The 13,122-nt window shown below is 75.5% G+C and carries 10 protein-coding genes; all 10 read right to left on the bottom strand.

All coding sequences use genetic code 11. From position 1 onward, the window contains the following. Position 1: 1 nt before the first annotated feature. The 10 genes from ACFWVP_RS16965 to ACFWVP_RS17010 all read right to left on the bottom strand — a co-directional run bounded on the left by ACFWVP_RS16965 (position 2) and on the right by ACFWVP_RS17010 (position 13,113). Positions 2–790 carry a sugar phosphate isomerase/epimerase family protein gene (locus tag ACFWVP_RS16965; protein WP_384497347.1) on the bottom strand — a complete coding sequence of 263 codons (789 nt, stop codon included), beginning with the start codon at positions 788–790 and terminating at the stop codon, positions 2–4. A 108-nt stretch (positions 791–898) separates the two neighbouring features. Then, complete coding sequence (locus tag ACFWVP_RS16970) at positions 899–1,504, bottom strand: GAF domain-containing protein (protein ID WP_384497349.1); 606 nt, start codon at positions 1,502–1,504, stop codon at positions 899–901. After that, positions 1,485–2,363, bottom strand: coding sequence for a S8 family serine peptidase (locus tag ACFWVP_RS16975; RefSeq protein WP_384497350.1), 879 nt, complete (start codon positions 2,361–2,363; stop codon positions 1,485–1,487). Before ACFWVP_RS16975 ends, ACFWVP_RS16970 begins: the two co-directional genes overlap by 20 nt. A gap of 3 nt (positions 2,364–2,366) precedes the next feature. Next, positions 2,367–5,564 carry an adenylate/guanylate cyclase domain-containing protein gene (locus ACFWVP_RS16980; RefSeq protein ID WP_384497352.1) on the bottom strand — a complete coding sequence of 1,066 codons (3,198 nt, stop codon included), beginning with the start codon at positions 5,562–5,564 and terminating at the stop codon, positions 2,367–2,369. A gap of 96 nt (positions 5,565–5,660) precedes the next feature. Further along, on the bottom strand, positions 5,661–5,909 hold the full coding sequence (locus ACFWVP_RS16985) for an aroma-sacti cluster domain-containing protein (RefSeq protein WP_384497354.1): 249 nt from the start codon (positions 5,907–5,909) through the stop codon (positions 5,661–5,663). Next, positions 5,906–6,640, bottom strand: coding sequence for an iron-containing redox enzyme family protein (locus tag ACFWVP_RS16990; protein WP_384497356.1), 735 nt, complete (start codon positions 6,638–6,640; stop codon positions 5,906–5,908). The genes ACFWVP_RS16985 and ACFWVP_RS16990 overlap by 4 nt, the downstream gene beginning before the upstream one ends. Beyond that, positions 6,637–7,731 (bottom strand): radical SAM protein, encoded by a 1,095-nt coding sequence (locus ACFWVP_RS16995; RefSeq protein ID WP_384497357.1) that lies wholly within the window; start codon positions 7,729–7,731, stop codon positions 6,637–6,639. The genes ACFWVP_RS16990 and ACFWVP_RS16995 overlap by 4 nt, the downstream gene beginning before the upstream one ends. A 148-nt stretch (positions 7,732–7,879) precedes the next feature. Beyond that, positions 7,880–9,730 (bottom strand): BTAD domain-containing putative transcriptional regulator, encoded by a 1,851-nt coding sequence (locus ACFWVP_RS17000; protein ID WP_384497359.1) that lies wholly within the window; start codon positions 9,728–9,730, stop codon positions 7,880–7,882. Between the two features lie 192 nt (positions 9,731–9,922). Further along, positions 9,923–12,838 (bottom strand): helix-turn-helix transcriptional regulator, encoded by a 2,916-nt coding sequence (locus ACFWVP_RS17005; RefSeq protein ID WP_384497361.1) that lies wholly within the window; start codon positions 12,836–12,838, stop codon positions 9,923–9,925. A gap of 80 nt (positions 12,839–12,918) precedes the next feature. Beyond that, complete coding sequence (locus ACFWVP_RS17010) at positions 12,919–13,113, bottom strand: hypothetical protein (RefSeq protein WP_384497415.1); 195 nt, start codon at positions 13,111–13,113, stop codon at positions 12,919–12,921. Positions 13,114–13,122 lie beyond the last annotated feature (9 nt).

The raw sequence follows: 13,122 nt of genomic DNA on the forward strand, positions 1-13,122 counted from the left end.
CCTACTGCTTCGGCGCGCCCAGCCGCAGCAGGTGCTCCCGCCCCGCGGCCAGCAGCCCCGGCAGCTCCGGCGCGCCGGGGTACCAGCGCTTCTCGTACTCCCAGCACACCCAGCTGTCGGCGTCCAGCACGTCCAGGGCGGCCTTCAGCGGCAGCACCCCGTCCCCGAGGGCCAGCGGCGCGGTGTCCTCGGCCGACGCGATGTCCTTCACCTGGAGGTATCCCAGGTGCGGGGCCAGCACCGCATGGCTGACCACCGGCTCCTCGCCCGCCAGCCAGGTGTGCATGACGTCCCAGAGGGCACCGATCCGCCCGTGCCCGACGGTCCCCACCACCCGGGCCACGTCGGCCCCGGCGCGGTGCGAGTCGTGGGTCTCCAGGAGGATCCGTACGCCCAGGTCGGCGGCGTGCGGAGCCGCGGCGCCCAGCCGTCGTGCGGCGGTCGCGTCGGCCTCGGCGGGATCCTGGTCGCCGCCGCCCGGGAACACCCGGACGTTCGCCGCACCCAGGTCGCGGGCCAGCTCCACCAGCCCGGCGAGCTCGGCCAGCACGGGCGCGTCGTCACCCTCGGCTGCGACCCGCGCGTATCCGGCGAGCGCCAGGATCTCGACCCCGCCCCTCTTGAACTCCTCGACCACGGCGGCCCGTTCGAGCGGGGTGAGCCCAGGGTGCACGGGCTCCTCGGGATGGGTGCGCAGCTCCACACCCTGGTACCCGTGCCCGGCGGCGAGCCGTACCACCTCGGCCACGGGCATCCCCGGTACTCCGAGGGTCGAGAAAGCGAGCTTCACGTAGGTGTCCTTCCCCTGGTCAGCTGAGGGAGCCCGGTCCGGCGCCCTCACCGGCTCCTGCCCGCCGGACCGGCCGGCACTCCTGTGCGCGAGCGCCCGGGGCCGCCGTCAGCCGGTGCCCCGCAGCACCTGCTCCAGACTACCGAGCAGCCTCAGCGCGTCCTCGCGCTGCGCTCCGCCCAGGGCCCGGACGGCGTCCACCGTGCCGTCCGCGGCACGTTCCGGGGTGACCACCCGCAGCGCCGCGGCGGCCTGCCGGGCGAACATCGCCAGCAGGTCCAGCTCACGCAGGCCCGACCGGGCCTGGGGCGACGGGTCCAGCACCTCCAGCACCCCGAGGATCCGCGAGTCGCTGATCAGCGGGGCCGCCATCAGCGCGTTCGGCACATAGGCGGTGGACTCGGCCAGCGAGCGGTCGAAGGAGGAGTGGGCGGTCAGGTCGTCCACCACCATCGGCTCGCCCGAGGTCGCCACCCAGCCGGCGATACCGCGCCCGGCCGGGAACCTGCGGCCCACGAGGAATTCCTCGCCCTCACCGGAGACCGCCTGGAAGACCAGCTCGTCCGCCTCCTCGTCGAGCAGGAAGACCGAGCTGGCCGCGGCGCCGAAGATCGCGCGCGCCACGTCGACGACGGACTGGAGCAGCTCGCGCCGGGGGCCGTCGGCCGGGGCGGCCGGGGACGCGAGGGGGGAATCAGTTCTCGGAGTCGTCACGGGTGTCTCCTGCCGCTGTGGAAGGACGCGGGCCCTGGTGCACGTTGGCCGCGGACAGATAGAGGGCGTTCTTGAGCTGGAAGACCGTCACCCTGGGGTGCGCGGACAGGACGCGGGCGCACAGCCCGGCGACGTACGGGGTGGCGAAGCTGTTGCCGGTGGTACGGATCGTCCTGCCGCCCAGCCATGGCACGGACACGTTCTGGCCCGGCCCGAAGAACTCCACCGGAGGCTCCGGGTTGTACAGGTGGAGCCCGGGGTCGTCCTCCTGGTGGCTGCCGACGGAGATCACCGAGGCGAACCGCCAGGGGAAGCTCTCCACCGGGGTGTTGTGGGCCGAGGCGACGATGACCGTACGGGCGAAGTAGGCGCTGTCGGCCAGGCTGTGCAGCTCCTGGGCGAAGCGGGTACGGGTGGTCGACAGGCTCAGGTTCACCACGTCGAAGCGCTGCTCCACGGCCCAGCGCAGCCCGGCCATCAGGACGTCGCCCGTCCCGGAGAAGCGTTCACCGAGCACCCGGACGCTGTGGATCTCGCAGTCGGGAGCGGTCCGGCGGATGATGCCCGCGCACGCCGTCCCGTGCCCGCAGGTGTCCCCGGTGGTCGTCGGCTCCACCGTGATCTCCCCGCTCTCCCCGTCCTTGACCACCACCCAGGACCCGGCGAGCGGACCGACCTGCGGATGGTCACGCTCCACCCCCGAATCCACCACGCACACCCGTACGCCCCGCCCCGTGGCGGGTTCCACGGGCAGCCCGCCAGGTGGTCCCGGGTCCGCCAGTACGGGCACGTCCTCGGGGGTGCGCCCCCGCAGGCTCCAGGTCAGTCCCTGCCCCGGTGCCGTTCCCGTGGTTCCCATCGGTCAGCTCCTCTCCGTCGTCGTGACCACGGGCCCGTCCCCGGCCCCGTCCCGGGTGAGGCCGGCGGCCCGGCGGACCCCCGGCAGATGCCCCTTGCTCGCGAAGTGGTCCCGTGCGGCCCGGGCCGATGCCAGGGCCTCGGCCCGCCGGCCCAGCGCGGCCAGGGTGCGGGCCCGGTCCAGCTCCGCCGTCGCCTGGACCAGCGGGGAATCGGTGAGCAGCGAGGCCCGTACCGCCCGGTCCGCGTGGACGACCGCCTCGGCCGGACGCTCCCGGGCCGCCGCGAGCCGGCCCCGCAGGCCCTCCAGGTCGACGGCGTCGGCATGACTCAGGTCCGACGCCCCGCCCACGGACGCGACCCAGGCCGCCGCCCGCTGCGTCCGGCCGTCGTCGAGTTCGAGACGTGCCGCGTCGAGCGCGACGGCCGTCCGCATGCCGTCCGCCCCGGTACGGCGGGCCGCCTCGTCCGCCCGCGCCAGCAGCGCGAGCGCGACGGAGCCGTGCCCGAGCAGGGACTCGACCGCCGCCCGGAACACCGGCAGGAAGACGTCCGCCTCGGCGAACCCCAGCTTGAGGGCCAGGGCCTCCGCCTCGGCCAGCGCGCCGTGCGCCTCGCGGTGCCTGTCCTGGAGCGCGTACAGCACCGCCAGCGGGCAGTTGAGCGTGAGCCGGACCGTGGGCCTGCCCGCGCCGTGCGCCGCCAGCAGGTCGCGGCAGCGGGTCACCGCCAGGGGCGCCGGCGCCGGGCCGCGCCACAGGGAGATCCCGATGGCCCCGAGGGCCCCGGCCCGCTCCGGTTCCGCCCCGGCGAGCACCGCGTGCTCCAGGGCCCGTGCCTGGTCGCGTTCCGCCTCCTCGTGCCGGCCGGAGCGCTGGAGCTGCTGGGCGAGCCTGAGGTGCGCCCGGGCCCGGCCGACGGAGTCCCCGGCCGCCTCGAAGACCGGCAGTACCGCCCGGGCCGTGGCCGCGGGGCCGGGCCCGGGTCCACGGGGATCCAGGACGGCGAGGGCCAGCCGGGCGTGCGCGGCCTCCACCGGGGCGGACGTCAGATCCCGCACCCGGCGCAGCAGCTCGGCCCCGGCCTCGGTCTGCCCGAGCGCCACCCGTACCTCGCCGAGCCGCCGCACGGATCCCGCACCCCCGGGATCCAGGTCCACCGCCCGCTCCAGCAGGCTGTGCGCCCACGGCAGGTCGGACCGGGCGGCGGCCTGCGCCCCGGCCCGGCCCAGCGCGGTGGCGGCACGGTCCCGCAGCCGCCGGGTGCGGTCGTCGAGCAGCCCCAGGTCGGCGCGGTAGCGGTGGGCCCGCTCCAGATGACCGCCGACGGCACCGTCCCCGGCACGCAGCACACTGGGCAGCTCCGCCGCCCAGGCGTGCCGGTCCGCCTTGGCGCGCTTGGACAGCGAGGCGTACGTCACCTCGTGCACGAGCCCGCTGCTGAACCGGTAAGCGGTCAGGTCCGTCGCCGGCGGGGCCGGCTCCACCAGGCGCCGCCGGCCCAGCACCGTCAGTGCCTCCTCGACGCGCCGCAGGTCCCGCGCCCGGTGCCCGACGGTCACCGGCCCGGAGGCGTGCTCCCCGTCCGCCCGCGCGGACAGCTCCAGCAGCACCAGCTCCGCGGCGGTGAACTCACGGCCGATCACGGCCGCCAGGTCGACCACCGTGCGCTCCGCCCTGGCCAGCGCCCCGATCCGGGCACCCAGCAGGGCCTGGAGCGTGGGGGGCAGCTCCGCTTCCGCGCCCACGGCTCCGTCCGCCCCGTCCGGCGCGCCGACCAGCAGCTGTTCCAGATAGAGCGGATTGCCTTCGGAGCGGGCCAGGAGGCGCTCGTCCACCGGGCCCCTCCGGCCGTCGATCCCGGCGAGTCCGGCGGCGAGCAGCGCGGCCTCCCGCGGCGGCAGTCCGGTGAGCTGCAGATGGCCGGCGTCGCGGCCCGGCCCGACGGGCCCGCCGTCCGCCGCGTCCGGCCGGCCCACACAGACCACCAGCACCCCCGCCGGCCCCGCACGGTCCGTCAGCCGCTCCACCGTGCGCACCAGGAGGGGCGCCGCAGCGTGCCAGTCGTCGAGCACCAGGAGCACCGGGCGGGTCCGGGCGGCCCGGTCCAGCACCGTGGTCAGCGCGGCGCACATGTCCTCGAAGGGCGCGTTCGGGGTGCCGTCGTGGAGCAGGCCCCCGGAGAGCAGCGCCCGCGCGTCGCCGTCCGCGCCGTCCGTGCCGTCCGTGCCGTCCGTGCTGTCCGCGTCCGGGTGCGCCGGAGCGGTCGCCGGCAGGGCGCGCAGGGCGTCGGCGAGGGGGGTGAGCGTGCCGTGGTCCCCGTAACTGCGGCACCGGCCCGCACCGTACGCGAGGACGCCCTCGGCCGCGCGCCGCACCGCCCACTCCCGTACCAGCCGGGTCTTGCCGACGCCCGCCTCTCCGGTGAGCCGCAACAGGCCCGCGCCGCCGACGCGGACGGTGTCCTCCAACGCCGCGTCCAGAGCGCCCTGTTCGGCACGGCGTCCGACGAACGGGGCGTCGAAGCGGCGCAGCTGCTCCGGGTCGTCCGTGCCCAGCGCGAGCAGCCGGTAGGCGTCCACGCTGTCCTGCTTGCCCTTCAGCCGGAGCGGTCCCGTGGCCTCGGCGGACACCGTCGGCCCGGCGGCGCGCAAGGTGTCCGGGCCGATGAGGATCTCGCCTGGGCCCGCGTTCTGCTCCAGGCGGGCGGCGATGTTGACGGTCTCCCCGGACACCAGGGCCTGGCGGGCCGTCGCGTCGCCGCCTGCCACCACCTGGCCGGTGTTGACGCCGATCCGGGTGGCGAGCCGGATGCCGAGCGTGGTGTGCAGCTCCTCGTTGAGACGCGCCAGCGCGTTCCGCATCCCGAGGGCTGCGGCCAGCGCCCGGCGGGCGTCGTCCTCACGGACCACCGGCACCCCGAACACCGCCATCACGGCGTCCCCGATGAACTTCTCCGGGGTGCCGCCCCGCGCCACGATCTCCGCGCTCATCGCCTCGAAGTACCGCAGCGTCACCGTGCGCAGGGTCTCCGGGTCGAGCACGCCGGACAGCGCCGTGGAGCCGACGAGATCGCAGAACAGCACCGTCACCGGCTTGCGTTCGTCGTCGGCCGGCGCGACGGCGACGGCGCACGGCGTCCCGCAGGAGAAGCAGAACCGGGCGTCCGGCGGCAGGTCCTGACGGCACGAGGGGCAGGTCATGAGAGTCCTTCTCTCCGGGAACGGGCGGCACTGCCCGGCGGGCGTCGGCCGGCACGGCCGTGGCATAACGGCCGCACCGGCCCCGACTCCGAGCCGCTAGAACAGGGCCCCGCCGGCTATCTCGCCGTGTGCCTGGACCTCGGGTTCCACGGCGTCGAGCCTGCTCTTGATGTCGAGGAGCACGGCGAGTTCCTCCGGGGTCAGCTCGCTGAGCACGAGGCGCTGCTCGTCGGTGAGCAGGTCCACGGGCAGCCCGGCCTCGTACAACGCGGCGGGCAGGACGGGCCGGTCCCCGCCGCCGTCGGCCGGGTGGGGGGCTCCGCCGCTCCCTGGCGGTCCGGTCATGGTGTGACTCCCATCGGTGAGGAAGGTCCGGCCCCCCGTGGCGACGGCGCCGCCGCGGAGCGCCCGAGCCGGACGAACAGCTGGGTGAGCGCGTCGAGGGAGTGCAGTGCGCTGACCGTCACGGCAGCCTCCTGGTCCCGGGTCAGCGGCAGCCGGTCCAGCAGTGCGTACAACTCGCCCAGATGGCCCGTGTCCAGCACGGCGTGTTCCCGTACGGTCCGCAGGGCGGCGTCGGGCAGTCCCGTCAGACGGGCGATGCGGGGCGTCAGACCGGGGGAGGGGGCGTAACCCTCCAGGACGGCGATGTAGCCGAGCAGCGTCACCGGGTGGTGGTGCTCGATCCAGTAGTACTGGGCGCCGACGAGCCCGGCGACGACCGGCGAGGGCATCGGGCCGAGCGCCTCGGCGGGGGTCCGGCCCGCCGAGCGGAGGTCCTCCAGCAGCCAGGTGTCGTGCCCCTCCTCCTCCTGGACGTGCTCCGCCAGATAGGCCGCCAGCGGCGCGCCCAGCGGGTCACCGCAGGTGTCCAGCAGCCGGGCGCGCTCCCGGGCCCGCAGCATCAGAGGGACGGAGGCCCGCACCACGGCGTGCATGGTGCACAGATACGTCCGGTAGCGCGGCAACAGGTCCTCGGCACGCCACATGTGGTCCAGCGCGGCCCGCAGCCCGCTGTCCCCCAGCCCCAGGATGATCCGCAGCCGCGACGACGGGCCGGGTCCGGCGGCGCTCACCGCGATCCCCGCCCGGCAGCGGCGGATCCGGAGGCGGCCGCGCCCGCGACGACGAGCGGGGCGTACGCCGCGCAGCCGTGCCGCCGGACCACCCCCTCCGGACCGCCCGCCGCCCCCCGGCGCGCCGCGGCCAGGTCCAGCAGCGCCCCCGCGGCCCCGGCCGCCGTCCCCTCAGCCGCGGCCACCTCGTCGGCGCCCAGCGCCCGGCAGCCGTCACAGTACGAACCGGGCCGGGACACGGACGCCCGGGCGGAGAGGTGCGTGGGACCGACCGTACGGATCATGCGCAGCACCGGGGACTCCTGGGCACGCCGGCGTACGGTCGCCCAGTCGTCGGCCGCGATGTGCCCGAGGTCCAGATGGGCGGGTACGGGCCGCAGATCGACGGTGTCCTGGTTGCAGCAGGCAAGCACCCTGCCGTCGAAGGCGACCACCGGCCAGGCGGCCATCGCGCACGGGGACACCGTGCCCGCGTCCGGCGCGGTGCGCGCGGGCCGCGCCCACGATACGGCCCGGCCGAACGGGCGCACCTCGTTGACGAGGGAGGGCACCCGGCCGTCGAACTCCGCGTCCACGGCCCGGGTGATGTCCGCGAGATAGGGATCGTCCGCACCCGTCCCGGTGAGGTGGAAGCTCACGGCCACGCCCGTCTCCCGGATCCGGCGCACGGCACGGAACACGTCCGCGCGCGGGACCTCCCGCTCGTGGTGGACGTCGAGGCTGGCGGAGAAGTGGTCGACCCGGCCGATCGCGTCCAGCACCGTCGGCGGTATCTCCCGGGAACGGGCGAAGAACATGCCGCTGAGCAACGCGGTACGCGAACCGGCCCGGCGGGCGAGGGTGCTCAGCTCCCCCGCGAGCGCGGGCAGCAGCAACGGCTCCCCACCGGTCAGCATCACGACCTCGGGACGGTTCTCCTCGGTGAAGGAGCCCACGAAGCGCAGCAGCCGGCCGGTGTCCGGCTCCTCCCGCGCGGTCATGTCCGACCCGGTGGAGCAGTGGGCGCACCGCAGGGGGCAGCGCCGGGTGAGACCGAGCAGCAGACCGGCGGCGGGGAAGGGCCGCAGTCCGACGAGTTCGCCGAGTTCCATGCGGGGCCGCCTCCTTCGAGGGCTGAGGCATGTCGGGCGCGTACCCAGGCTGCGCCGCCGCGGTTCGACGACGGTCCGAAACCGCTTCAGGAGCGGTATGTGCACAGGTCGCCGGGGGGGGGGCTGCGCCCTCGCCGGGCCCCGCCGTTCACCCGAGTACGAGCGGCAGGTCCCGCCCGGTCCGCTCCCGGCCGCGGTCCGGCCCGGTCCGCTCCCGGGCGTACAGACAGAGCAGGCGCGGCACCTCGTACAGCGCGGCGTGCGCCGTGACCTCCCCGGCCGGGGACGTCACGGCACCGGTGCCGATGAGCGACTCGACGGTGCGGATCGCCGCCCGCTCCCCGCAGCCCAGCACGTCCATCGCCCGGTCCAGCGTGAAGCCGCCGTCCTGCGCGGCTCCCGCGAGCAGGGCCAGCGCCCCCCGGTTCTCCTCGGTGAGGTCCTGCCAGCCCGAAGCGATCCGGGACCGCACGGACACGTCCCCGGCGACCAGCTCGTCCAGGGCCGCCGACGGGTCGTCGAGCCGGGCCGCGTACTCCGCCAGCGGCAGATGCCGCAGCACCGCGAGGCGCATCCCGCTCACGGCCACCGCCAGCGGCAGCGCCCCGCAGGCCCGTACGACGCGCAGCGCCGACGCCGGGTCCGTCCGCAGCCGCCCCGCCCCGGTCAGTCTGCCCAGCAGCTCCAGCGCCTCCCCGTCGGCGAGCGCGGTCAGCGCGACCCGGAGTGCCGGGGCCAGTCCGGCCAGCTGACCCCGCGCGGTGAGGACCACCGAACACCGCCCGGACCGGGGCAGCAGCCCGCGCACCGAGGCCTCGTCGGGTACGTCGTCCAGGACGACCAGCGCCCGGTGCCGTGACAGCCAGTCCTGCCAGGCCGCCTCCGCCTCCGCCCCGTCCGGCCGGACGCGCACCCCGCACAGCCGCCCCAGCTCGCCCAGTACGTCGGCCCGGGTGCGGGCGACGCCGTCCTCCCGCCGCACCCGGACGTGGACCCGCCCGTCGGGGAAACCGTCCGCGAGGAGGTGGGCGGCCCGCACGGCCAGCGCCGACTTCCCGGCCCCGGCGGGACCGGAGACGATCAGCACCCCTCCCTCCGGGCGGCCCGCCCCGTCCAGCACCTCACGCAGTTCGTCGTGGCGTCCGGTGAAGTCGCGGGCGGCGGCGGGCAGCGACACCGCGGTGTCCCGGGCGGCGGCGGGCCGGGCCGCGCGGCCCCGGCCGAGCATGTCCGCGTAGAGGGCGGCCATCGCCGGACTGGGTTCCAGGCCCAGCTCCCGTGCGAGCAGCTGCCGGTATTCGTCGTACACCGCCAGGGCCTCCGCCTGCCGTCCGGACTGGTGCAGGGAGTTCATCCAGGCCGCACGGAGCCGCTCCCGCAGCGGGTGGCGCTCCACCAGGTCCCGCAGACCGTCCACCGCGACGGCCGCCCGCCCCGTCTCGATCTCCGCCTCCGCCCAGTCCTCGTAGACCGTCAGACAGCGGGACTCCAGACGCCCGGCCTCCTCCGCCACCCCGGCGGAGTCCCGCAGGTCGTGCAGCGGCTGCCGCTCACCCCACAGGTCGAGTGCCTCCCGCAGCAGCCGTGCGGCCGTGCGCAGGTCGCCCCGCTCGCCGGCCGCCCGGCCCGCGCGCGCCAGCGCCCCGAAGCGCAGGGTGTCCAGCTCGCCCTCACCGATCCGCAGCCGGTAGCCGCCGTAACCGTGCACCACCCGGTCACGGTCGCCGTCACCCACGGATCCGAAGAGGGTGCGGGCCGCGCTGATGTAGACCTGAAGGTTCTTGCGCGCCGTGCGGGGCGGTGCGTCCGGCCACACCACGTCGGTCAGCACGTCGACCGGCACCGGGGTGTTGGGGCGGGACAACAGGGTGGCCAGGACCAGGCGTTGCTTGCGCGGGCCGAGCGGCAGCGGCCTGCCGTCCGCCACTGCCGTGAGCGGACCGAGGAGGGAGAAGTACACCGTGCCGGAGGGGGCGGGAAGGGCGCAGGGACGGATCATCAGCGGGCCTCCTGGGGTGGGGACGGGCGACAGGCTGCCGTACCCCGCCGATCCTTCCGCCCCGCCGGCCGGCGTGCATCGGTGATCCACCCGCATCTTCCGGGGGCGTACCCGACCCAAAACGGCCCGTGCCCCCATGTCGCCGTGGCCTTCCCCCATCCTGCCGGGCGGCGGACCTCGGCCCGGGGGACTTCAGGCGGGCTCGACCGCGTACTCGGCGGCGTACTCGCACAGGGCGGCCCGGTTCGCCCGGCCGGTCTTGCTGAGCAGACTGGCCATGTGCTTCTCCACCGTGCGGGGCGAGATGGACAGCCGCCGGGCTATCTGCTGGTTGCCCGGCCGCTCGGCCAGCAGCACGAACACCTCGTACTCGCGTGGCGTCACCCCGTTGGTGCGCAGCGACGAGGGGATCCGGTCCCGGCCGCCGCGGTGCTGGGTGACGCTCGCCCCCGCCTGCCGCAGGGCGGCCCGGCACGCGGCCGCCACCGGCTGCACCCCCGCCCCGTAGAAGAACTCCTCGGCGGTACGCAGCCAGACCACCGGCTCCCCCCAGCCGTCGGCACGGGCGGCGTCCGCGACCAGCCGCAGGCCGAGGTGGCGGGCCACCGGGAACTCCGCCGACCGCGCCTCGAAGGCGGCCACCAGCCGGGCCGCACCGGCACGGTCGCCGTCCCGGCCCAGCAGGACCGCCTCCGCCAGATCCAGGAACTGCCTGTTCCAGGCCAGACAGGCACCCGGCGAGGCCCTCACGGCGTCGTACTCCCGCCGGTCCGCCTCGCCCGCCAGCACCCGCAGCAGCGGGCGCAGCCCGTAACGGCCGCTCAGGTAGAAGTAGCTGGGGTGGTCGCTCTCCCAGGTCAGCGCGGCGTCCAGGTCCGCCAGGGCGCGGCCCCGGTCCTCGTCCAGCAGCGCGCCGATCGCGCGGCAGAGCCCCAGGCGCAGGGGCACCAGCAGGGACTGCTCCCCGCCCGCCCGGCGGAACGCGGTGAGAGCCCGGTCCATCTCGCGCCTGCGGCCGCGATGCGCGGCCATCGTCGCCCCGGCCAGCAGCAGATAGCGGTGCGCCGACAGATTGCCGACCCGCGCGCTGGCCTCCGCCGAGCGGTCGATGATCTCCTGCGCCTCGCCCCAACGGGCGCACATCACCGCGTTCATCGCGAGGAGCCCGTCCACCGTCCGGGTCAGCAGCAGCGCGCCAAGCTCCGTGGCCGCCGCCCGCGCCGAGTGCAGCCGGGCCGCGTCCCCGGTCCGCATGAAGCCGTTCGCACCCAGCCGCACCAGTGCCTCCACCCGCCACAGGGGCAGGGAGTGTTCGGTGGAGAGCGTGAGCATCCGCTCCAGACACGCGTCGGCCGCGTCGAAACCCTTCTCCCGGGACAGCAGCGCCAGCAACTGCCAGGCCTGACACGCGACGACGGGAAGACCCTCGGCCTCGGCGGTCTCCGCGGCGCAGCGGGCGGCCCGCTCGGCCTCCTCGGGATCCCCGCGGTCCTCGCCGGGAAGCAGCGACAGATGGCCGTCGACGACGACGAGTGCCGCGCGCCGGGCCGGGGAGGGATCCGGGCCGAGCAGGGCGTGCGCCGCGCCGACCTGGCGTGCCGCGTCGGCGGCCCGCTCCGCCATCACCGCCACCCAGGCGATCTTGATGTGTGCGTCGCCCCGCCGGGCGGCTGCCTCGGAACGCGCCGGCACCGGCGGCAGCCCGTCCGTCAGCGCCAGGGCGCCGTCCAGATCCCCGCTCTCCGCACGGGCCACGGCAAGACCCTCGGCGACGGCCGCCCGGTCGGACTCGGCGGCCAGGGAGTGCGCCCGCTCCAGCAGCACCACGGCCGAACCGTGGGTTCCCGAAGCGAGCATCCGTCTCCCGGCCTCCGCGAACTGGAGGGCCGCTCCCGTACGGTTGCCCGCCGCCAGTTCCAGGGACGCGACGAGCTGCCTCCTGTCCTCGTCCAGCGGCTGCCCCGAGTGCTCGACGGCCGCGGCGGCACGCCGGGCGAGGGCGGCACGTTCGGCGGGGGCGAGCGAGGAGACCAGCGCCTCGGCGGTGAGCGCGTGCCGGAAGGTGTAGCGGTCGGGGGCCGCACCGTCGGGGGCTATCACGCCCGCCTCGACGGCGGATCTCAGGTGGGTGAACAGGGCCCGGTCCTCGAAACCGGTGACGGTCTGCAGCACCGTCACCGAGAACTGGCTGCCCAGGGTGGCCGCCGTCAGCAGCAGGTCCCGCACCGGCTCGTCCAGCCGGTCGAGCCTGCGGGCCCAGCTCCGCAGGATCCCCGAAGGCAGGGCGCCTTCCGGCTGGTCCACGGCTTCCCAGCCGTCGTCGGCCGGGCGTAACTGGCCGGTGTCGAGCAGATCGGCCAGCAGCAGCTCCACCAGGTACGGGTTGCCCGCGGCGCGTTCGGCCAGCCGCCGCTGGACCACGGGCGGTATCCGCTCCGGCGGGGTCTCCAGACAGGCACCGGTCAGCAGCCGCACCTGTTCGTCGCCGAGCGCCCGCAACTCCCGCACCACCGCCGTGTGCCGCTGCTCGGCGGAGCGTACGAGGTCCAGCGCGGCCCCCGCCTCCGGCCGCAGGGTGCCCAGCAGCAGGATCGGCAGGTGGGCCAGATTGTCGATGACGTACTCGACGACCGCGACGGTCTCCGTGTCGGAGTCGTGCAGGTCCTCCAGCAGGATCACGCAGCCCCTGTCCCGGCCCAGCACGGACAGCAGCCGCAGCAGCGCCTCCGCGAGCTCGACCACCGTCTCCGGATAGCCCGGGGACGACCCGCGCCGCCACTCCGGCACCAGCCTCGCCAACGCCGGGTGGTACGGCGCCAGTTCCGGATCGGTGGGGGTTCCGGCCGCCCGGAAGTGGCTCGAGAGCGCCTCCACCAACGGGCGGTACGGTACGACGAGACCGGTCGAGCTGGCCCGCCCGCGCAGCACCGGCATGCCCGACCCGTAGGCACGGTAGGCGCATTCGCCCACCAGCCGGGACTTGCCGATGCCCGCTTCGCCCAGGAGGAACAGCGCGCGCCCCGAACGCCGTCGCGCGGCGTCCAGGGCGCTGCTCAGCAGGCCGATCTCATCGTCTCGTCCGACGGTGACCGGCGAAGTGGCTCGCATGGCCGCAGGCTACTGGAGCGGCAGAGCATGCGGCAGTAGGCCACATTCGGTGGATTACGGTGCGATATCGGGCGATGTGGTCACAACGGGTTCGTCATGGTCGTCCACGGCAGGTCGTGGGAGTAGCCGATGTCGCCCTCCGAAACGCTCAGGAGCCGGCTGCGCAGGCCCAGCGCTCCGCCGTGTCCGAGGGATATCTGTCCCGCGGGGTGCTCGGGGGCACCCTCGTGCGCCGTGACGGCTGCCCGCATGGCCGTTTCGCTGATCTGCGTCATCATCTCTGC

It is taken from the genome of Streptomyces sp. NPDC058637 (assembly GCF_042717325.1).
Lineage (GTDB): Bacteria > Actinomycetota > Actinomycetes > Streptomycetales > Streptomycetaceae > Streptomyces.

Bases quoted from the DNA above. Each gene is read 5' to 3' on its own strand.
- ACFWVP_RS16995 (WP_384497357.1), bottom strand. From the start codon at position 7,731: ATGGAACTCGGCGAACTCGTCGGACTGCGGCCCTTCCCCGCCGCCGGT.
- ACFWVP_RS16985 (WP_384497354.1), bottom strand. From the start codon at position 5,909: ATGACCGGACCGCCAGGGAGCGGCGGAGCCCCCCACCCGGCCGACGGC.
- ACFWVP_RS17005 (WP_384497361.1), bottom strand. From the start codon at position 12,838: ATGCGAGCCACTTCGCCGGTCACCGTCGGACGAGACGATGAGATCGGC.
- ACFWVP_RS16975 (WP_384497350.1), bottom strand. From the start codon at position 2,363: ATGGGAACCACGGGAACGGCACCGGGGCAGGGACTGACCTGGAGCCTG.
- ACFWVP_RS16980 (WP_384497352.1), bottom strand. From the start codon at position 5,564: ATGACCTGCCCCTCGTGCCGTCAGGACCTGCCGCCGGACGCCCGGTTC.
- ACFWVP_RS17000 (WP_384497359.1), bottom strand. From the start codon at position 9,730: ATGATCCGTCCCTGCGCCCTTCCCGCCCCCTCCGGCACGGTGTACTTC.
- ACFWVP_RS17010 (WP_384497415.1), bottom strand. From the start codon at position 13,113: ATGACGCAGATCAGCGAAACGGCCATGCGGGCAGCCGTCACGGCGCAC.